We start from the raw sequence: 21,412 nt of genomic DNA, 5'->3' as shown, positions 1-21,412 counted from the left end.
CGATGGTTGACCAAAATTTTGAAGGCGAAGTATATTACTTGGAATTCGAAGATGAAAATGGTAACAAACAGTACTTCACAGAGGACATTATTTTAAGTCATGAAGGCCAAGAATATGCTGTTCTTGTACATGTACAAGATGAAGAGGCTGACCATGAAGGTCAAGATGATACATACATGATCTTGGCTCGCATCGAAAAAAATGAAGAAGGCGTAGAAGAATACGTACCTTTAGATGAAGATGATGAAAACTTTGAAACTCTAGTAAAATTGTATGAAGAAATGGAAGATGGCGAGTAGTCGTCTTCTTTATAAAAATAGCGTATTGTCTTTGGATAATACGCTATTTTTATTTGCTATTTATTAAGGGCCCCATAATATGATAATGTCCTTTTATATAGGGGAAATATAGACTTTATGGTATAATAAGATGATAAATACTGTTATGTTACAGAAAGGAACTCAACGTCGTGAGAAAAGCCTTAAGATACATTTTAATCCTTATTATTGTAGGCGTATTAATCATCGCAGGTGGTTTGGGAGCGATTTATTTAGTGCCAAACACCTTTGCTCAAGATGATGGTACACAAGTACTTGTCATCGAAAAAGGGCAGACTGGCACTGAAATTGCAGACATGCTCTATGAACGAGGTCTTATTCGTTCCACACAAGGCTTTAAGCTTTGGTTATATTTGAGCGGCACCAATGATAAACTTCAAACTGGTCACTACCAAATTCCTAACAAGGTAACTGTGCGCGAACTCATTTCTTTATTACAAGAAGGTCATGTAGAATCTATTCGTGTTACAATTCCTGAAGGATACACAGTTGGTGATATTGCTATCGTTCTTGAAAAAAATCAAATTATGAAGGCAAAGGATTTCTTAGCAGAAGCAAAGACCTTTGTACCATATCCATATATGAAAGGTACAAGACCTGCTACATATCCGGTAGAAGGCTTCTTATTCCCAAGTACTTATGAAATTCCAGTAGGTGCAACGCCACGTGAAGTGATTCAAATGATGGCTGACGAAATGAATCGTTACCTCACACCGGCTGTGAAGAAACAAATTCAAGCTCAACACATGAGTATTCATGACTTTGTAACATTGGCATCCATTGTTGAACGTGAATCTTTATTTGATGCAGATCGTCCAACAATTGCAGGGGTATTTAAAAAACGGTTAGCCCATGGTATTCCATTGCAATCTGATGCGACAATTTCCTATGTACTTGGTTATGCAAAAGAAGATGTAACTATTGGTGATACGCAATTACAAAGCCCGTATAATACATACGTATCTAAAGGCTTGCCACCTGGTCCAATTGCGAATCCTGGTAAAAAAGCATTAGATGCAGTTTTGCATTCTGAAGATACAGATTATTTATACTTTGTAGCAGATAAAGATGGACATAACCACTTCTCTAAAACATATGAAGAACATTTAGCGGAAGTTCATAAAATCTATGGTAATGATACGGCTACATCCTCTAATACAGAGGCCGCAGTACAAGCTGGTCCTAACTATGATGTGGCTGTGGCAACGACAGAGCCTAACTACAATTACAGCTCTGAAGAAGCGGTGGAAGCAGATTCTCAATATGTTAATGTGGAACCTACGTATAAATATACACCAACAACGGTTCCAGCTGCTGAAATTCCAGCACCAACACCAGCTCCACAAGCACCAGCTCAATCTGCACCAGCAACTCAATCATCTAGTTCTAACTCTTATGTGCCAACTACAACACCTGCTCCAGAATCTATGCAAAATGTTGTACCAAGTACACAACAAGTACCTCATATTGAAGTAAAGCCAGCTGAATCTGTGGATCGTTCTACGTTGGTAATTCCTAGTGGTAATAGCAATAAATAATGTAGGAGATTGAATCTACTTTCATGACATTAAATGATATTTTAAATGAACAGCGTATTTACGCGATGATTAATGATGTACCGATTCTACGAGAATCTGAGGTTCATCTCTTTGAAGAATTAATAGGTTTGTACCGGCCCACCTCTGTGTTAGAGGTGGGCACCGCCATTGGTTACTCTGCTTTGTTGATGGCTCCGCTACTCGACGAAGAGGAGGGACATATTACATCTATTGAATTAGATGATGTGCGTCACGAAATGGCTAAATATTATATTAACCAATCTGATTATGCCGATACAATTACATTGCTGAAAGGCGATGCGTCTCAAGTCTTAATGGAACTCACCGGTGAATATGATTTAGTGTTTTTAGATGGTCCCAAAGGGCAATATCTTAAACAATTAGAACTCATTTTGCCTCATGTGAAAGAAGGAGGCGTTATCCTGGCAGATAATGTACTTTTTAGAGGTTATGTAAGAGGCGATAAGGAGCCGCCAAAACGGTTTAAGACTATCGTAAAACGGTTAAAAGAATACTTAACGTATGTTGAAAATAAAGAATTGTTTAACACCACCATCTATCCAATGGGTGATGGTATGAGTGTAAGTGTGTGGAAAGGGCACAACAAATAATGGCAGAACATTTTATGGAATTGCTTTGTCCAGCCGGTAATATGGACAAGCTTAAAATGGCTATTCGCTATGGTGCGGATGCTGTATATTGTGCAGGCAAACGTTTTGGTTTGCGCGCAGGTAACTCTAATTTCTCTGACGAGGAATTAAAGGAAGCTGTAGAATTCGTACATGCTCATGGTAAAAAACTCCATGTTACATGTAATATCATTCCTCATAATGAGGACTTTGAAGGTTTAGAGGACTATTTGAAATTCCTTGAAAGTATCGGCGTTGATGCGATCATCGTTGCCGACATGGGTATTTTTAGCCTTGCTAAACGCGTGGCTCCAGGCCTTGAACTTCATGTAAGTACACAAGCTTCTACAACAAACTGGCACACAGTGCAAATGTGGAAAGAATTGGGTGCTACACGTGTAGTAGCAGCTCGCGAAGTGTCTTTGGCTGACCTTAAAGAAATGAAGGATAATGTAGATATTGAAATTGAATCCTTCGTACATGGTTCTATGTGTATCTCTTACTCTGGTCGCTGCCTATTATCTAACTACATGACAGGCAATCGCGATGCGAACCGTGGTCAATGCTCTCAATCTTGCCGTTGGAAATACTCCCTTGTTGAATCCAACCGACCTGGTGAATATTACCCAATTGAAGAAGATGAGCATGGTACATATATCTTTAACTCTAAAGACTTGTGCTTGATTCACCGTATTCCAGACTTATATGAAGCTGGCATCGACAGCCTTAAAATCGAAGGCCGTATGAAATCCGTTCACTACTGTGCAACAGTGGCGAAAGTATATCGTACAGCTATCGATACGTATCTTAAAGAAGGTAAAGATTGGTATGTTCGTCCAGAATGGATTGCAGAATTAGAAAAGATTTCTCACCGTCCATATACTGATGGCTTTGCAGAAGGTCGTCCTGATGAAACTGCTCAGAACTATGGTAAATCTACCAATACACAAAGCCATGATTTTATCGGTTTAGTTATGGGCTACAACGAAGAAGAAAAATACGTTGATCTTGAACAACGTAACAACTTCAAGGTAGGCGATAAAGTAGAATTCTGCCAACCTAAGGGTGAGCTTGTGGAAACTGTAATTGAAAAAATGACAGATGAAGATGGTAATCCAATCGACGTAGCGCCTCATGCACAAATGAAAGTGCGTATCTACATGGATACACCACTTGAGCCGTATTCTATGATGCGCCGTGAATGCAAACCAAAAGAAGCTTAGTAGGTAGTATATTAACGACAAACATATCTAATGGATGACTATACTAGCGATATGTATAGCATTTACATTTTATAGTAATGATGTGTAGGAGGACTTATGAGTGGTACATCTTTAGAACCGAGTAAATCTATCGGTGCATTTACTGATGTACCAGATTTAGCAACTTCTGGGGAAGAGGCGTATGTGTACTTTCATCTTGAACCGAAGCATACGAACTATATCAATCGCATCATTGAAGGCTATGAATACTTAGGGGTTATGACATCTATTGATGTAAATGGACGATGTATGCTAAGGTGTACACCTTCAACACGGCCCTTGGCTATTGAATTATTAAGTAGTCTATCGGACTATGTCACTATCGAGGATTAATATAATATTTTTATCATTACATCAAAATGTTTAGACCTAGTAGAGAAATGAGAGTATATCTATGAAACAATCTATGTTGAAACGTGCATTATTAACAGCTTGTCTAAGTATATCTATGGCAGGCGTAGCTATGGCAGGTCCTGTAGGCCCTGTTATTATCCCTCAAGCAGGGGATGTAGTAGTCATCAATCATGGTCCTGATATGACCTTCACGGGTAATATCAACTTTGATGTGGAAAGCCAAACTAACAATAATTTACAAGTTGGCTCCACTGTGATTCCTAATGTTGTATATGGTGCAGCGTTCAATAAAACTGGTGCGCCAGATACAATTATCCCAGCGCAAACTTACGTGTATGTAGGCACAAAAGATGGGGCGAATGCTTTCACAGAGGCTAGCGATGCTGACAAAAAAGGTGCTAACTGGAATGTAGAAACCTTGAAAAAAACTAAATCTGGTGACGTACAATTGGCAAGCCGTGGCATTCCTGAAAAGCCATTGGCAAATCAAGTAGCCACTATTAAAGATTCCATTATGCTTAGCGCCGTAGACCTCAGTACAACAGAGGTAGGCCGAAACAGCAAGGGCGTTCTATACATGACGGTTCCTAAGGAATTGAAATTGACTACTGACACAGGTATTCCTGAAGATGTGCGCGAAACAATGCCAGCTATGTTCCGTGGTAAAATGGGTGATTCCCTCATGGTAAACCTTATGCCTCTCAATGAAGAGGAGAAACAACAATTAGCGGCAAATCCACATAATGCAAATACAATCGTATTCAACCGTGGTATGAGCATGGCAAAAATGATTGGTTCCTCTGCACGTACAAGTAAAGTGTACACATATATGAAGGATCATTACTTGAACCTCGTTATCGTAGCAAAAGATTACGACGATAACGGTGCTCGTGGTAGTGGTGTTATGATGGTATCTAAACAAGATAACTCTAACGATGTACTCTTAACATTATACAAAGGCCCAGACCTTTCCAATAGCAAATTGGAAAAAGTAATTGGCGCTATGTTATCTACAAACTTCAAACGCTAATAATCTAGCTCATGTACAGTGAGCTGTAGTACAGCTACATTGGTTAGCGTATATATGATAATCTTAATAAACGGCTCGAGTTTGATATGTACCCCTTTTAATGGACAACCCGTAAAGGGGGTACATATTAGTTATATCGGGCCGTTTTTATATGGTGTGTTTAAAGGCGTTTCTTTAATTTATAGATTTTGTGAAATTTACAGTTACACTGTATTGAATTTTTTGATTCTCTATGATACTATAATCTAGTAAAAGTTATGCAAAGGACATGATTCTCATATCCCTGTGTACCAGAGAGAGGCTGATGCTGGAAATGCCTTACACATATATCAGAGTTACCCCCTTTAAACTGATTTGTCGAACCTAAGTAGGCAAATACGGCCGCCACCGTTATCGGGCTTAATGAAGTGAATTAACTATACACATATATTCGTATAGGTAGTTAACTAGGGTGGAACCGCGAATGATCTTCGTCCCTTGTTTTGTAGGGATAGAGGGTCTTTTTTTATTACAAAAATCCAGTCTATCCTAGATAATAATTGGAGGAAATTAAAATGGCAGATGTAAAAATCATTTTACCTGATGGTAGTGCAAAGGAATACGCTGCTGGCACTACTCTTGGGGAAGCAGTAAAACAATTATCTAACAGCTTGGCTAAAAAAGTACTAGCTGCTAATGTAAATGGCGAATTAACAGACCTTCGCGAAGAACTCGTTGATGGTTCTGAAGTAGCATTCTTAACATTCGAAGAAGATGGTGGTAAACATACTTTGCGCCACACAGCTTCTCATATCTTGGCTCAAGCGGTTAAACGCTTATGGCCTGAAGCTAAATTAGCTATCGGTCCTGCTATCGATAAAGGTTTCTACTACGATATCGATATGGAACATACTTTGACTCCTGAAGATTTGGGTAAAATCGAAAAGGAAATGAGCCGTATTGTAAAAGAAAACTTGCCTATCACTAAATCTGTAATGTCTCGTCAAGAAGCTATCGAGTTCTTCAAATCCAAAAACGAAGACTACAAGGTAGAATTGATCGAAGATCTTCCTGAAGATGCTGTTATCTCTTGCTATGCGCAAGGCGACTTCATCGATCTTTGTGCAGGTCCTCACGTGGCATCCACTGGTAAGGTAAAAGCTTTCAAATTACAAAGCATTGCAGGTGCATACTGGCGCGGCGATGAAAAGAACAAAATGTTGCAACGTATTTACGGTACAGCATTTGAAAAGAAAGAAGAACTTGATGCATACCTTCACTTGCTTGAAGAAGCAGCTAAACGCGACCACCGTAAACTTGGTAAAGAACTTGGTTTGTTCGTTATCAAAGAAGAAGGTCCTGGCTTCCCATTCTTCTTACCAAAAGGTATGGCTCTTCGCAACGAATTAGAAAACTTCTGGCGTGAAGTTCACCATGAATTCGATTACGAAGAAATTCGCACACCAATCATCTTAAATAAACAATTGTGGGAAACATCTGGTCACTGGTTCCATTACCGTGAAAATATGTACACTACAATCATTGATGATGAAGAATATGCAATTAAACCAATGAACTGCCCAGGCGGTATCTTGGTTTACCAAAACGAAATGCATTCCTACCGTGACTTCCCATTGCGTTACGCTGAACTTGGTTTAGTTCACCGTCATGAATTGTCCGGTGCATTACATGGCCTATTCCGTGTACGTGCGTTTACTCAAGATGATGCTCACGTATTCATGTTGCCAGACCAAATGCAATCTGAATTGATGAAAGTTATCGAATTGTTCGACCGCATTTATAGCCAATTTGGTTTGAAATACCATGTTGAATTGTCTACTAAACCAGACAATGCAATGGGTGACGATGCCATTTGGGAAGCTGCTACAGAAGCATTGCGCAATGCCATTGAAGCAAAAGGTATTCCTTATGTAATCAACCCTGGCGACGGCGCATTCTACGGCCCTAAACTTGACTACCATATCGAAGATTCCTTAGGCCGTACATGGCAATGTGGTACTATCCAATTGGATATGAACTTGCCTGAACGTTTCCAAATCGAATATGTTGGCGAAGATGGTCAAAAACATCGTCCTATCATGATTCACCGTGCATGCTTCGGCTCCATGGAACGTTTTATCGGTATCTTAACTGAACACTATGCAGGTGCGTTCCCAACATGGATGGCTCCTGTACAAGTTAAAATCTTGCCTATCTCTGAAAAACATGTTGAATATGCTAAAGAATTGGCAAAACAAATGCATCGCGACTATGTACGTGTAGAAGTGGATGATCGTAGCGAAAAAATTGGCTACAAAATCCGCCAAGCACAAATGGCAAAAGTTCCATACATGCTTGTGGTAGGCGATAAAGAAGTTGAAGAAGGCACAGTTAACGTTCGTAAACACGGCGGTGACGAATTAGGTTCCGTACCATTCGAAGAATTCTTCAATTCTATTAAAATCGAAATCAAAGAACGTAACTAATTGATTATTATGACTCATCCATCAATATTACCGATGGATGAGTTGTCATGTTTGAAATTGTTATAATCTAATTTCTTATATGCATCAAAATAAATAGATATAAATTTAGCCCCCATATACTGAAGCCTTTCATTAGACTTAAGTCTAGGAGTTGGCCATTTGTATAGTGGGGGCTATCTCTTTAATTGTTACCTGTGAGTAGCGAAAGGAAATAGTATGAAAGAAGTAAATTCATATGGCTGGAAAGCCGTTATTGGTTCCTCCATTGGTTATGCTATGGATGGTTTTGATCTCTTGATTTTAGGTTTTATGTTGACCTTAATCTCTGGAGATTTAGGCTTGACCACTGGTCAAGCAGGTTCTTTGGTGACGTGGACCTTGGTTGGTGCCGTACTTGGTGGTTTCATCTTCGGTACCTTGTCAGATAAATTTGGTCGCGTTCGCGTATTGACTTGGACTATCGTACTATTTGCAGTATTTACTGGCCTCTGTGCTTTTGCTCAAGGTTATTGGGATCTTCTTATTTACCGTACAATCGCTGGTATTGGTTTAGGTGGTGAATTTGGTATTGGTATGGCACTCGCTGCTGAAGCTTGGCCTGCACAGCATCGTGCAAAAGCGACAAGCTATGTTGCTCTTGGTTGGCAATTAGGCGTGTTGGCTGCTGCTTTGTTAACACCATTACTTATTCCTATTATTGGATGGCGTGGTATGTTTATGGTTGGCATTATTCCAGCACTAGTTGCTTGGGTATTCCGTGCGAAACTACATGAACCAGAAATCTTTGTACAAAGTAAAGAAGATAAAGAGCATTCACATACAAACTCTTTCAAGTTATTAGTAAAAGATGTAAGAACTACAAAGACATCTATTGGTGTTGCTATTTTAACATCTGTTCAAAACTTTGGTTATTACGGTATTATGATTTGGTTACCTAATTTCTTAAGTAAGCAATTAGGCTTCTCTCTTACAAAATCCGGTTTGTGGACAGCGGTTACTGTTTGTGGCATGATGGTCGGTATTTGGTTATTTGGTCGCTTGGCTGATAAAATAGGTCGTAAACCTACATTCATCCTATTCCAAGTATGTGCTGTAGTATCTATTTTAATCTACTCTCAACTATCTGATCCAACTGCCATGCTATTTGCCGGTGCTATCTTAGGCGCCTCTGTAAATGGTATGATGGGTGGCTATGGTGCCTTGATGGCAGAAGCCTACCCAACAACTGCTCGTGCAACGGCTCAAAACGTACTATTTAATATTGGTCGTGCTGTAGGCGGCTTTAGCCCAATGGTAGTAGGCATGATCATCTCTATGTACTCCTACCAAGTAGCAATTGCATTCCTAGCTATTATCTACGTACTTGATATTCTTGCAACCCTATTCTTAATCCCTGAACTTAAAGGTAAGGAATTAGAATAATATAGTGAATATCTAAAAGGCTCTGTCTCATGACAGAGCCTTTTGGTTTATATATGATTGTTATGAAAGTACAGTATTATGCGATTCCAATCCAGTGCCAATATGTAAGAGCAAATACGAGCATCATTACATAGCCAATAATAGTCAATGGAATACCTGTAGTCATAAATGTTTTTACGTCGAATGTGTCGGTACCGTAAGCTACCATACCTTGTGGAGAGTTTACTGGTAATACTAGACCGAAGCAGATCGCATATTGCATAAGCATGGTTACGCCAATTGGGTTAAGACCTTCTGCGTTATGTCCTACTACAATAGAAATTACAATAGGAATCATAGCAGAGGAGAGGGCTGTAGCAGATGCAAAGCCTAGGTGGATGACAATGAGGAAGGCTGCCATTACAGCAATTAAGATGAATACGCTGGCACTTTCAAGGGAGAAGGCGTTTACGAATACTTGAGCTAGCCAAGTGGCTGCCTTTGTTTTCAGTAATACAGATCCAAGACCGATACCAGCACCAAACATAACGATGGAACCCCAGTCGATGTTTGGCTGTGCAAATTTCCAATCCATAATGCCAATCTTAGGGAAGAAGAATAATGCGATAGCTACAATTGTTGTAGTTGTTGTATCGATAGAATGTAGCTTGCCACCGGTAGCCCATAATGCGAGAAGACCGATAGAAATACATAACAGTTTCTTTTCATCAGTACTCATAGGACCGATTTCTTGGCGCATTTTAGCGAGTTGTACATCGCCACCTACAAGTTCCTTGAACTCTGGCTTAATTAATGCTTGTGTTAAGAAGTAGGCGATGATAACCATAATGATGGAGAATGGAGCCGCTGCAGTAAGCCAATCTATCCAGCTAATAGATGTATTCATCTGAGTTTGTATAAAGCCTACAGCCACAAGATTTTGAGCGGCAGCCGTTTGAATCATAATATTCCAGAACGTATCGGCTTGTACGGCACCTACCATGAGTAGAGCGGCTACGCGGCTTTTACGTTCAATACCTAAGTTCTCAACAATACCAATGATAATCGGTGCTAAGCAAGCAATACGAGCTGTTGCACTGGGTACGAAGAAGGCGAGGATAAGTCCTGTAATAATAACACCTAAATAAATACGACTTACCTTAGTACCAACGCTAGATAGTACTAACATGGCGATACGACGATCGAGACCCGTTTTACGCATAGCTACAGAGATAAACATAGCAGCACCTACGAGAATCATGGCTGGTGAAGAATAACCAGAAATGATCAGCTTCAAGGCATTGGCTGTGCCCATAGCCTTGGCAGGTGCTTCGGGATTTGGTGAGAATCCTAATAGTAAAGCGGTAAGTGCAGTAATCATGGTAGCACTTACTGGATAGGAAACAGCTGAGGTCATCCATAAGATGATGGCAAAGGCGAGGACGCCAATCATACGATGACCGCCGGTAGATAATGTTTCCGGTGTAGGCAATAATAAAATACCGCCTAAAACAATAAAGGATAAAATAAGTCCAATATTTTGAGCAGTTGTACGCGCCTTTTGTGGAGGGGCAGTGGTTGTTACACTCATAATAAAACTCCTTTCAATTTGTATCATAACTATTACTGTATAATAATAAATAAGGTAAACTATATAAGCTAGACTATCCTATAAAGTATACTATTCTATAATGTACACTATCCTATAATATACGCTATTCTATAAAGTACACTATATAAGCTAGACTATTCTATAAATATTATTGTATCGTATTTTCTATAGAATTAGTTGTATAATTTATAAGAATATTGTATACATAAAGAGAGCGCGGTGTCAGTAAGTATACCTATATACAGAACTTATAATGTCTGTTATACTATAAGAGTTGTAATAACAAATTCATTGTTAAAAGCTCAATATTTTTTGTTGACTTTCACCATACGATTTGTTATTATAATTAAGTAATTTATGAAGCAGAGGCCATCCGCCACTCACCTAATACCGAGAAGTATGAGGTTAATATAGAGAACTCTATTCGGATGGTGTTTGCCGTCCGTTTTTTTTATTCTCTTGGAGGTGAACGCTATTAGCAAGGATACACCACGCATTAATGAAGAAATTCGTGCTCGTGAACTTCGTGTCGTAGGTCCTGAAAACGAACAAATCGGCATTATGTCTGGCCGTGAGGCGTTGGCATTGGCTGAAGAAAAGCATCTTGATCTTGTGGAAATTGCACCTAACGCTAAACCACCAGTAGCTCGCATTATGAACTACGGTAAATATCGTTATGAACAACAAAAACGCGAGAAAGAAGCGAAGAAGAAACAAAAAATCGTAACTTTAAAAGAAGTTAAGTTACGTCCACATATTGAAGACCATGACTTTTACGTAAAAATGAAAAACGCATCCAAATTCTTGGGTGAAGGTAACAAAGTAAAAGTAACCATCATGTTCCGCGGTCGTGAACTTTCACATCCAGAACTAGGCATGGCAGTATTGACACGTTTCGCTGAAGAACTCAAAGAAACAGCGTCTATTGAAAAAGCAGCTAAATTAGAAGGTCGTAACATGACCATGATTTTAGTAAGTAAATAATGTTTTGGGAGGATTATAATTATGCCAAAAATTAAAACTCGTCGCGCAGCGGCTAAACGTTTCGCAGTAACTGGTACTGGTGAATTCAAGCGTGCAAAAGCTTTCAAAAGCCACATTCTTGAGAAAAAATCTCCAGCTCGTAAACGTAATTTGCGTAAAGCTACATTGGTTGCAAAAGCTGACCACAAACGCGTAGCTAAATGCTTACCATACGCTTAATCGTTGACTATTAGATCGATATATCGTAATTTAGGAGGAATATACAATGGCAAGAGTGAAAAAGGGCGTTACAGCTCATGCACGTCATAAAAAGATTTTAAAATTAGCTAAAGGTTACCGCGGTACACGTTCCCGTTTGTTCAAAAAAGCTAACGAAACAGTAATGAAAGCGTTGTACTACGCTCGTCGTGACCGTCGTGCGAAAAAACGCGAATTCCGTCAATTGTGGATCGCTCGTATCAACGCAGCGGCTCGTATCAATGGCACAACTTACAGCCGTTTCATCGCTGGTTTGACTAAAGCAGGCGTTGAAGTTAACCGTAAAATGTTGGCTGACTTGGCAGTTAACGATGCAGCAGCATTCGCTAAACTTGTTGAAGTAGCTAAAAACGCTTAATAGCATAACAATACAGACTAAGGACTCTCTTTGGAGGGTCCTTTTTTGTATGGTGAAAGTATGATATAGTGAAAATACATATCGTGTTGTGTAAAAGCGGGAGAATAGATGAGGAGTAGGTAATGGAACAGTTATTTTATCTGTTAATACCTTTAGGACTTTGTTTGTTTTATTTAGGTATTAAATACACGATTCGCTTTAGTAGAGCTAAGATGCTCTATGAAATGCCCTATGTAAATAAAGAAGGCACTTTTACGTTAGAGCGAGCAGGTACTTATGGCCTATGGCTTAGTGGAAAAATGTTTACAAAGGCGCCTATTGGAGAATTTGGTTTTAACTTAGTTGATGAAAAAACGGAAAGGACAATTCCTTTATTTCTATCTATTATGCGCGCCCGAGTTAATGGCATTACTCACTCTAGAATGGAATTATATACCTTTGATGCGGGGCCAGGTACCTATAGACTATCCGTTACAGAAGATCCTTTTGTACTAGATGCAGTTATGAAAAAAGTAGGCGACAAGGTGATTAAAGGTGATATCGCCTATAATCAATTTACTATACAAATCCATACACATACTTCCTTTGTTTTAAGGTTTATATCAATTTGGATGATTGTACTTGGACTTATTATTGCTGTATTAGGCGGAGTTCTTCCTAACACTTTAGTGTGAAATAGTAGATAGTTTTGGCTATTTTATATAATGAATAAATTATCAGAAAAGTGAAATAGTAAAAGAGGAGTTTTATCATAGCTTGTAGAAGTAACATAGTAATGGACCTATTTAAAGGTATTTGTTAAAAGGAGACAGTATTATGGGAATCTTTAAAAAGCTATGTATGACCTCTATGTTAGGTGTTATGTTGGCGGTACCTACGTATGCAACTGTTGTTACAGGTAGTCAGTCCGATGTAAACATGGAATTAAAATATCCATTGGTGTATACCAATAATATGTTTGCACAAAAGGCAATTAATACAGATATTGCTAACTATGTTTTATATGCAAAATCAGTCTATTACGATCAACATGCGTACCAAGTAAAGCAAAATTATAAAGTTACCTATGAAGACGCTCAAGTTGTATCTATTTTGTTAACTACATATCATTACCATGCTGGTAGTGCACATGGTATGTATAACACCAAAGGTCTAGTATATAACAAGATTACGGGTCAAAGAATTCCACTATATAACTATGTAAAAATTGCTAATCCACAACAAATAGAAGGAGGCATTAACTCTGGTATTTTACGCTTCTACAGTGAAGGTCATAAAAAAGCAGACTTACTACCTAACTGGAATGTAGAATATGTTTCTGACAACTACTACTTGAAAGGTAAAGGCGCTATAGGCCTTGTATACCAACCATATGAATTGGGACCATTCTCTTATGGGAATACATTCGTTGAATTCTCACCAAAAGCCATTGAATACTTTAACAGAATGAACTTCTGATAAAAGTATGTTGCTATTTTGATCCTGACTGTATTTTGATGAATTAAATAGTATTCTTGTAATATATGACAAAAGCCTATAGTACATTTTTAGTACTATAGGCTTTTAGTATACTTACCAAATTATCTTCTATATCCGCCGCATCCTCTAAAATTTGAGTTTGGACCGCAATAATTTTGGTTGTCATTGTTGGATGTTGCATAGTTAGTATTGTTCGCATTGTTATCGGAGTTGTATTGTGTGTTAGTGTTGCAATTGTACTGAGAGTTATTGCATACATAACCGTAAGCAAATCCTGTAGATACCACAGCAGTCACGGCTAAGAATGTCATCACAATTATACGTTTTGTAAATTTCATAGATATCACCTCCTTCTTTCTATAAATATATTATACTACTATGAGTCAAATAAAATATGATATTCTATATATATAATATTTGAGAGACATTATGTGAAAGGATGAGAGTTTATGATGAAACGTGCGTTAATGGTTACACTATGTTTTAGTTTTGTGACATTAGGTAGCCAAGCAATTGATATTAATATACCAGGTGCAGATCCTACAATTTCAAAGGATGCATATCAAAACTATCGTAAGTCGGATGCTACAGCTAAGCAAATGGAGTCTGATGTAAATACGATGATAAGAAAACAATATGCTGATAATAAGCCTAAAACTTGGACTATAGATGAATTAGTTTACTTTGCAGAGGAATTAAATCACTCTGCAGGCTTTTCATCTTCTGTGTTTATTTTAAAGAATGATGGAGCAAATATAAAGTTTACAATTCCTTCAGGTAGTCGATTCGGAGTAACTGTTAAAGGGGATCCTATGACTACAGAAGTAAAACGGGGCAATTTTATCTTTAATGAAGGTAATTTTAAATACTCGATTCACAAGGAAAAAGAAGGAAACTCTAAGGCCAATACATTCTCATATCCGACCATTAAAAATGGTTCATGGGAAGTTAGACAAAATCAAAAGGGAACTTTAGAAGGAGTCCTAAGCTTTAGAATGAAAGCTGATCCTTCATTATCTTACCAAGTTGCTTATGATTTAAGTAAGTCTAGAGAACTAGAATTGCTAAAGAAACATAATCAAGAATATGTATATAAAGAGCTAATGTCACCATTAGTTAATTATGTATTGCCTTCAATTGAACCAGCAAAACAAGTACTTTCAAGAACTAAACCTTTTACTATAAAGGGATTTACATTCCAAACACTTAAATCGAGTAATTTAACGTACAGCGGTACTGAGGCTGATGCTATTTATAGTTATGATGGTAAAGGATATCGTGAGGGCATCATGGTAAGAGAATTAACGCCAAAAGAGATAGCGAATAAACATAAATTATTTGCGGAAGTAATAGAGTTCTTTACTATGTACAAGCCTTATTCTGGATATAAACCTATCCAATATGCCACTGTATGGAATGATGCTACTCCAGCTATTTATATGGAAGTAGAACGATCTGCATCGAAAATGTATATTCAATCGCTATATGATGATAAATATTTATATACCCACTTTATAATGACAGACTTAGATATTAAAATTCCATCAAAAGAATTAAGGGATGTTGTTCAATATGCTGAAAATTCAAATGATAAAGAACAATATTCAAAACGAATGGCTGGTATGAGTGCTATACCAAAGGGAATGTATGAAAGGTCAACTGTTAAATAAGCTAGAAAATCATGAATCGTAATAATTTTATTAACTATTTACGACAAGAATACATATGTGATATCGATTATCCATGGGAAAAATATCCTGACTATGTAGTAATCATACGTAGAGATAATCAAAAATGGTTTGCTGGTATCTTTACTATTAGAGGGCATCAAGTAGGTTTAGATATAAATGAACCTATGGATGTAGTCAATCTAAAATGCGAACCTGATTTAATTCCTACCCTAATTCGTGAAAGTGGAATCTACCCTGTGTATCATATGAATAAACAACACTGGATCTCGGTGGATATTGAAAGATATGAAGATATAGAGAAACTTAAAATGCTAGTGGATATGAGCTATCAGTTGGTGGGGAAGAAGTAACTAGTTAATGTATGTAGATTAAATTTGTTTTAAATATAAGAGAGCCAGTAGTGCTATAGAAATAGCAGTACTGGCTCTCTGTTTTGTTATTTATCTAGCTTGAGATTAAGTTTATCTATATTAGAATTTGTTTTATCGGCCGCTAGTGGTTGTTCGGATAGAACAACTTGAGGTTCGTTGTAAGTATAGCTCAATTGATGATTATATGCTAGTTTAAAATAGTTAGATAGCTCTTTATTGGTACAGTAAATATAACAGCCCTTTTGGCCTCGTGTCATTAATGTTCGGTAGGTATTTTTCACAATCTCATTAGCAATATGTTGTGCTTCTTCAGGATTTTCCTTTAAAAGTTTTTTGATACCTTTGATAGACTGATCTGTTTTAGCACGTTTATTAATATCTACGATGAGTTTGCCATTTTCATAACGTAAATCGTCGCCGATAATTACACCTACATACTCAAACTCAAGTCCTTGGGTTGTATGAATGCATCCAGCCTCATTGATAGAGTCAGGATCAATAGCATATGTATCAGAGTTACCTAGATTCCAACTGATTCCAAAATTATGTTCTGGTATTTGGATATCTTTTACGAGAGATGTCATGCGACCTTCTTTAGGCCAGTCCCAACAATAACCTGCTAGAACTCGAGATTTATTGTTTATTTCATTTTTTGCTTTTATAGCATCATACATTTCATGAGGGTTATCAAAGATTTTAAAATCATAATCACCTTCAAATCCGTCGTAGTTAGCTGTTTCAGCAATTTGTAGTACATTATCAAGCCATGCTAAATAGCCATCTGAGCCATTACAACGGAATTGAGATTCTAGTACACCTTCATATATTAGTGAATTTTGCTCTTGTGCAAAGTTTCGGATTTTATCAATTGTACCAGCATCATTAAAGGTAACACGTTGGTTTCTATCGATAAAGAATACACTAAAAAGAGAGGCATTAATGATTTCCTTGATTTGATCTTCACCTTGATTTTGGAACATACCAGATTTTTTACGTAATCGATGAGCTTCATCAACAATTGCAATTTGAAGTTCGTTCTTTTTCCTTGTATGAAAGGTACCACTACTTTGAAATAGTGCTTTAATTTCAGATTTTTTATAACCTTGTTGCAGCATGGCGCTGTATACATTTCGTGGAGCAGCATTTGAAGTAATATACTGTGCCATATAACCATTATGAATACATTCTGCTAATAAGTTGATTGCTACTACACTTTTACCAGTACCAGGACCACCACGAACTATATACACCGTTTTTTGATTACTTTTAATAGCATCAAGAGCCGCTTTTTTTATTTGTTCAAACTCTACCTTTTGGTCATCAATAAGAACAAATTCCTTATTGCCTTTTAGCATATTTAAAATAGAATCTTGAAGTGATTTTGATGGTCTCAACTTACCATGTTCAATGGACTCCATGATATTTGTAGTATCAGGCTTTGGAATATAGGTTTTGATAAAGTTACGTAAGCTATCCATTTGGCCTAGTGTGAACATCGGAGAGCTATTTAATATATCATTATAGATAGGATCACGGAGCTCAGGGGAGATGCTTTCATCAAAATTATGTAAAAAAGCACATGGGTGTAACTTAATAGGTCGATTCTGCACATCCTCATTGAAGTTTTCAATAAGACTACAATAGGACCAAGCTTGATAGGAAGGGTGGGTTACTTCACGGATTCCACCGCCAAGGTAGGTAGATACAATATTATCCTTATCTGTTACCTTGAAAGCTTCGCCCCATTGTTTAAGCTCAACAATAACTACATGTTCTTTATCTTGTTGATCTAATCCTGTAATAATAAAGTCTACTCGTTTTTGGGTATTTGGAACAATATATTCGATGGCAACACCAGCTAAGTCTGGTATAGCAAAATCACGCATAACATTAGCCATATAAGATAAAGACGTTTGCCATGAATGAATTTCAGATTCGCCAACACGGCGATATTTTTCTGTTAATGTTTGATGTAGTTTTTTTACCAAGATACCCTGTTCGAAATCTTGGATAAAAGATTGTTTTGTAGAAGAGTAGATAATCATATTGTAACCTAGAAATTTAAAATGAAGGAAAATTCATGAATTTTGTTGAATAATAATATTATAGCATTTTTTATAAAATGATATTTGATACGGGTTAAAATACATAATGAATTAATATATAATTCATCTATTCAATGTTGACGATAATAATTGTTTTGATGGAGAGGCTAAATGAAATTTTCTTCGATAAGAATTAAGAATTTTAGAAATTTTGATGATATTGACATTGAGCTATCTAATAAGAACGTATTTTTTGGGCTTAATGATGTTGGAAAAACGAATTTCTTATATGCTTTAAGATTTCTATTTGATCGCAATATTAGAAAAAATGGATTTATAGATAGTGATTTTTATCAGAAAAACATTAAACATGATATTGAAATTATTGTTGAAGTGGATATATCAGATATAGAAAATGATGCATCTAAACTAATTCGTTCTATCGTAAAAGGTGCGTTACGTAGTGGTGACAATTCATTATACATAAAACTAAAGGCTAGTTATAATGATCAACTTCAATACGGAGAGCCTGAATTAATGTGGGCTGGGAATGAAAAGAATTATGAGAATATAAAACAGATTGGTACATTTACTGATTTAGATAAAATTTTTAATGTTATATATATAGATGCATATGTAAATTTACAAGAGTTATTTAGTCGTAGTTTGCGTTACATATTACCAGATGCTTCCGAAATGGATTCTGATATTCATAAATTAATTGATGAAGATATTAAATCTCTTAATGAGCATATTTCATCATTATCTAATATTAAAAGTATTGAAGAAGACTTGACACCAATATTTAACTTGTATCAAGGAAAAGAACATAAGATTTCTTTAAAGTCTGAGGTTTCAGTTAATGGATACTATTCAAACCTTACACCATATATAGAAGGACCAGATAGCCAGGAGATATATCCAACAGCTGGAGAGGGGCGGCGTAAGCTTCTTGCGTATGCATTATATAAATTGTTAATGCGAAAAGATGAAGGGAAAAAGATAAATTTATTTCTTTTGGAAGAGCCAGAGAATCACTTACATAAAGGAATGCAACTTTCCTTATCTAATGTGATTTTTAATGATAATACATATGAATATCTATTTGTTACAACCCATAGCCCTTTTATTCTTTATGAAATGAATGATGTGAATTTGGTAAGAATTTATAATTTGGGTAATATAAGTAGTAAAAGTTATATTTATAAAGTTCCTTCTGAATTTGAGAAGTCGAGAAAACTTTTAAATAGTTTTTTAGCTGAGGCTATATTTGCTAATAGAGTACTATTAGTTGAAGGCCCTTCAGAGGAATTACTTTTTAATAAAGTTTTGTTAACTATTAAATCTAACTATGAAGCGTTAGGATTATATATTCTTCCGGTTCGAGGGATATATTTTGATAAATTCATTGATGTATTAAAACCATTAGGCATTACCTGTATTGTTAAAACAGATAATGATATTAATGCAATACCAAAGAAGAAGAATCAGTATCTACCAGCTGGTTTTAAGCGTTGTAATAAATTGTTAGGAAAAACTATGCTACCAGAAAGAGAATTAACGCAAAAAAGTATTAAACAGCAGAAGAAAATATATAAAGAGAATATAGCTATTATAAAGCAAATGAATGACTCAAATATATTTATATCAGAGATTGATTTAGAGCATGACTTACAGTCTACATTAAAACCTAAGCGATTTAAAGAACTAGTAAATCATGATAGTCCAGTTAAATATTTACAAGATAAAAAACAAATTCATATGGTTGAATTCATTAATAAATTAAGCAAAAGTGATTGTGAAGTGATTTATAATTCATCGTTATTTTTATGTTTAAAGGCATTAACAAATGAGAATATATGATTTGACTGAAGAACAAATTGCGATAATAAAAGATCCAAGTAGTATTGTAGTATCTGCTAGTGCTGGCACAGGTAAAACTTTTGTTATTACTCAAAAAATTGAATATGAGATTCAATTAAATCGAGGTTTTAAAAAATTAGCTGCATTGACATTTACAAATAAGGCGGCGGATGAACTTAATAGTCGGTTAAAAAAAAACAATGAAGGAAATTTTATAGGCACTATTCATAATTTTGTACTTTATGAAATTATCAACCCTTTTTTTAAAGATGTATATGATTTAAAGTATGAAGGAGAAGTTTCTTATAGTACTACTCTTAAATTTCTTACAATTAAGGATGGAATAAATAAACTTTCTGAATTGGGTCAGGTGGGAAATTATTATGATAATAAAAAATCTTTTATCTTTGAATTAGCATTGTCAATTATAAAGAATTCAGAGGCTTGCCAACTATTTTTAAAGTCAAAATATTATAAAATTTTTATTGATGAATATCAAGATTGTGATGTTAGTATGCATAATCTCTTCTTGTATATACTAGAAAAGTTAAATATTTTATTGATTATTGTTGGAGATGAAAAACAATCAATATACAATTGGAGAGGTGCTAACCCCACATTATTCAAATCACTTTTAACTTCAGATAAATTAAATAAATACAGGTTATCTACTAATTTTAGATCTGATCCTTCAATTCAAAATTATGCAAATTTAATATTTGGATATAAAGTAAATTCTTATAGAGAAACTGAAAGTAATAATGTTTTATTTATGGTAGTAGATACGGTAAATAATGTTGATTTAAATGTCTTAGATTATATTGACAATAATGCCTCATTAGCCATTTTGACTCGTAAAAATGATATAGTAAAAATAATTGGTAGTAATCTTAATAAAAATGGTATCAAATGTGCTATAATTCAAAAATCTCCAATTGAGTATATTCAAAATAAGGATAGTAATATATATTTATCAATTGCAAAATATATAATTATTAAGAACTATTCCGAGTATGACTTTTCTCGAGATATTGATTTAGATAATAAATATAAAGAGGTATCGCTCGAAGAGTTGAAAATGCATTTAAAGAAATTTAATAAAATAGATGGTAAAATGCTTAAAAAAGTGGTTTGCTCGATAGTAAAGTTATTTAACTTAGCGTTTAACGAAGAACTATATTCCAAGTTAGAAGAAACTCTAAATAATAATATATTCCATTATGGTTTTAACATTGACCAATATCAAAATGTTGTCATGACAATACATGCTGCTAAGGGGTTAGAGTATGAACAAGTTATATTATTTGCTGCTGATTTTGACTTTACTAGCCCTGAAAATAGAGAATTACATTATGTTGCCTCTACCAGAGCCAAATCAAAACTGATAATTATTGCCAATAATGATTGTAATAGTAATAAATTCTGGACATATTTAAATAATCGAGCTGAAATAGAAGGAGTTGAATTAGATAAAATAATAAAAAGAGTTAATTTAAATCTATAAAGGTAATGTTATTTATATAATTTGTTATGTATACTCTCAATACAGATATTTTTTTACTAAGTTCAATATAATTCAACTTAAAGTGATATATAAATAGTGGAATATTTCATTTTTATTATGAACACTCATACATCAGAAGTTAAGTCTCTAACTGGCAAGTTATCTTCGATTGTGGTAAAAGCTAGTATTCCTATAAATGGGTATTAAAC

20 protein-coding genes and 1 other annotated feature are annotated in these 21,412 nt (G+C 35.7%); of the genes, 17 read left to right on the top strand and 3 right to left on the bottom strand.

Features of this window, described 5'->3' with window-relative positions:
- The first annotated feature begins 2 nt into the window (after window positions 1–2).
- From VEIS1202513_RS04750 to VEIS1202513_RS04715, 8 genes are all read left to right on the top strand, one after another.
- The gene (locus VEIS1202513_RS04750; RefSeq protein WP_105085863.1) at window positions 3–299 is read left to right on the top strand and encodes a DUF1292 domain-containing protein; all 297 of its coding nucleotides are present in this window, start codon (window positions 3–5) and stop codon (window positions 297–299) included.
- 170 nt (window positions 300–469) lie between these two features.
- The gene (mltG, locus tag VEIS1202513_RS04745) at window positions 470–1,876 is read left to right on the top strand and encodes an endolytic transglycosylase MltG (protein WP_105094497.1); all 1,407 of its coding nucleotides are present in this window, start codon (window positions 470–472) and stop codon (window positions 1,874–1,876) included.
- A gap of 23 nt (window positions 1,877–1,899) precedes the next feature.
- Window positions 1,900–2,508, top strand: a complete 609-nt coding sequence (locus tag VEIS1202513_RS04740) for an O-methyltransferase (RefSeq protein ID WP_213466869.1) — start codon at window positions 1,900–1,902, stop codon at window positions 2,506–2,508.
- On the top strand, window positions 2,508–3,749 hold the full coding sequence (locus tag VEIS1202513_RS04735) for a peptidase U32 family protein (protein ID WP_119209135.1): 1,242 nt from the start codon (window positions 2,508–2,510) through the stop codon (window positions 3,747–3,749). Before VEIS1202513_RS04740 ends, VEIS1202513_RS04735 begins: the two co-directional genes overlap by 1 nt.
- A 96-nt stretch (window positions 3,750–3,845) precedes the next feature.
- Window positions 3,846–4,121, top strand: a complete 276-nt coding sequence (locus VEIS1202513_RS04730) for a DUF4911 domain-containing protein (protein ID WP_060923942.1) — start codon at window positions 3,846–3,848, stop codon at window positions 4,119–4,121.
- Between the two features lie 61 nt (window positions 4,122–4,182).
- Entirely contained in the window at window positions 4,183–5,172 is a 990-nt protein-coding gene (locus tag VEIS1202513_RS04725; protein ID WP_213466867.1) for a hypothetical protein, read from the top strand.
- Window positions 5,173–5,420: 248 nt separating this feature from the next.
- Window positions 5,421–5,653: a binding site (T-box leader), on the top strand.
- A 73-nt stretch (window positions 5,654–5,726) separates the two neighbouring features.
- Window positions 5,727–7,637: a threonine--tRNA ligase gene (gene thrS, locus VEIS1202513_RS04720; protein WP_105089385.1), complete on the top strand. Its 1,911-nt coding sequence runs from the start codon at window positions 5,727–5,729 to the stop codon at window positions 7,635–7,637.
- 216 nt (window positions 7,638–7,853) lie between these two features.
- Window positions 7,854–9,059, top strand: coding sequence for an MFS transporter (locus VEIS1202513_RS04715; protein ID WP_213466866.1), 1,206 nt, complete (start codon window positions 7,854–7,856; stop codon window positions 9,057–9,059).
- A gap of 76 nt (window positions 9,060–9,135) precedes the next feature.
- Here VEIS1202513_RS04715 and VEIS1202513_RS04710 read toward each other — a convergent pair whose 3' ends face one another.
- The gene (locus tag VEIS1202513_RS04710) at window positions 9,136–10,629 is read right to left on the bottom strand and encodes a DASS family sodium-coupled anion symporter (RefSeq protein WP_156720080.1); all 1,494 of its coding nucleotides are present in this window, start codon (window positions 10,627–10,629) and stop codon (window positions 9,136–9,138) included.
- Window positions 10,630–11,115: 486 nt separating this feature from the next.
- Here VEIS1202513_RS04710 and infC point away from each other — a divergent pair, with 486 nt between their 5' ends.
- From infC to VEIS1202513_RS04685, 5 genes are all read left to right on the top strand, one after another.
- Complete coding sequence (gene infC / locus VEIS1202513_RS04705; RefSeq protein ID WP_005386139.1) at window positions 11,116–11,634, top strand: translation initiation factor IF-3; 519 nt, start codon at window positions 11,116–11,118, stop codon at window positions 11,632–11,634.
- 21 nt (window positions 11,635–11,655) lie between these two features.
- Complete coding sequence (gene rpmI / locus VEIS1202513_RS04700; RefSeq protein WP_004696338.1) at window positions 11,656–11,853, top strand: 50S ribosomal protein L35; 198 nt, start codon at window positions 11,656–11,658, stop codon at window positions 11,851–11,853.
- Window positions 11,854–11,899: 46 nt separating this feature from the next.
- Window positions 11,900–12,250 carry a 50S ribosomal protein L20 gene (gene rplT, locus VEIS1202513_RS04695; protein ID WP_005376311.1) on the top strand — a complete coding sequence of 117 codons (351 nt, stop codon included), beginning with the start codon at window positions 11,900–11,902 and terminating at the stop codon, window positions 12,248–12,250.
- 122 nt (window positions 12,251–12,372) lie between these two features.
- Window positions 12,373–12,924 (top strand): hypothetical protein, encoded by a 552-nt coding sequence (locus VEIS1202513_RS04690; protein WP_213467956.1) that lies wholly within the window; start codon window positions 12,373–12,375, stop codon window positions 12,922–12,924.
- A gap of 142 nt (window positions 12,925–13,066) precedes the next feature.
- Window positions 13,067–13,708, top strand: coding sequence for a polysaccharide deacetylase family protein (locus VEIS1202513_RS04685; RefSeq protein ID WP_213467955.1), 642 nt, complete (start codon window positions 13,067–13,069; stop codon window positions 13,706–13,708).
- A 122-nt stretch (window positions 13,709–13,830) separates the two neighbouring features.
- On the opposite strand, the gene VEIS1202513_RS04680 is transcribed toward VEIS1202513_RS04685, so the two are convergent.
- Complete coding sequence (locus VEIS1202513_RS04680) at window positions 13,831–14,067, bottom strand: hypothetical protein (protein ID WP_156440660.1); 237 nt, start codon at window positions 14,065–14,067, stop codon at window positions 13,831–13,833.
- 111 nt (window positions 14,068–14,178) lie between these two features.
- Here VEIS1202513_RS04680 and VEIS1202513_RS04675 point away from each other — a divergent pair, with 111 nt between their 5' ends.
- The gene (locus VEIS1202513_RS04675; protein WP_213467954.1) at window positions 14,179–15,399 is read left to right on the top strand and encodes a hypothetical protein; all 1,221 of its coding nucleotides are present in this window, start codon (window positions 14,179–14,181) and stop codon (window positions 15,397–15,399) included.
- An 11-nt stretch (window positions 15,400–15,410) separates the two neighbouring features.
- The gene (locus VEIS1202513_RS04670; RefSeq protein WP_213467953.1) at window positions 15,411–15,770 is read left to right on the top strand and encodes an MmcQ/YjbR family DNA-binding protein; all 360 of its coding nucleotides are present in this window, start codon (window positions 15,411–15,413) and stop codon (window positions 15,768–15,770) included.
- Between the two features lie 86 nt (window positions 15,771–15,856).
- Here the strand turns inward: VEIS1202513_RS04670 and VEIS1202513_RS04665 are convergent, their stop codons facing one another.
- Window positions 15,857–17,836, bottom strand: a complete 1,980-nt coding sequence (locus VEIS1202513_RS04665) for a DUF2075 domain-containing protein (RefSeq protein ID WP_213467952.1) — start codon at window positions 17,834–17,836, stop codon at window positions 15,857–15,859.
- Between the two features lie 171 nt (window positions 17,837–18,007).
- Between VEIS1202513_RS04665 and VEIS1202513_RS04660 the strand changes: the two genes are divergently transcribed.
- Together VEIS1202513_RS04660 and VEIS1202513_RS04655 are read left to right on the top strand one after the other, a co-directional pair.
- Window positions 18,008–19,699 (top strand): ATP-dependent nuclease, encoded by a 1,692-nt coding sequence (locus VEIS1202513_RS04660; protein ID WP_213467951.1) that lies wholly within the window; start codon window positions 18,008–18,010, stop codon window positions 19,697–19,699.
- Window position 19,700: 1 nt separating this feature from the next.
- On the top strand, window positions 19,701–21,203 hold the full coding sequence (locus VEIS1202513_RS04655; RefSeq protein WP_213467950.1) for a UvrD-helicase domain-containing protein: 1,503 nt from the start codon (window positions 19,701–19,703) through the stop codon (window positions 21,201–21,203).
- The last annotated feature ends 209 nt before the right edge of the window (window positions 21,204–21,412 follow it).

This window comes from Veillonella orientalis (assembly GCF_018406505.1).
Lineage (GTDB): Bacteria > Bacillota > Negativicutes > Veillonellales > Veillonellaceae > Veillonella > Veillonella nakazawae.
Note: the sequence above shows the minus strand (reverse complement) of the source record. Positions and strands in the feature narration are given on the sequence as shown.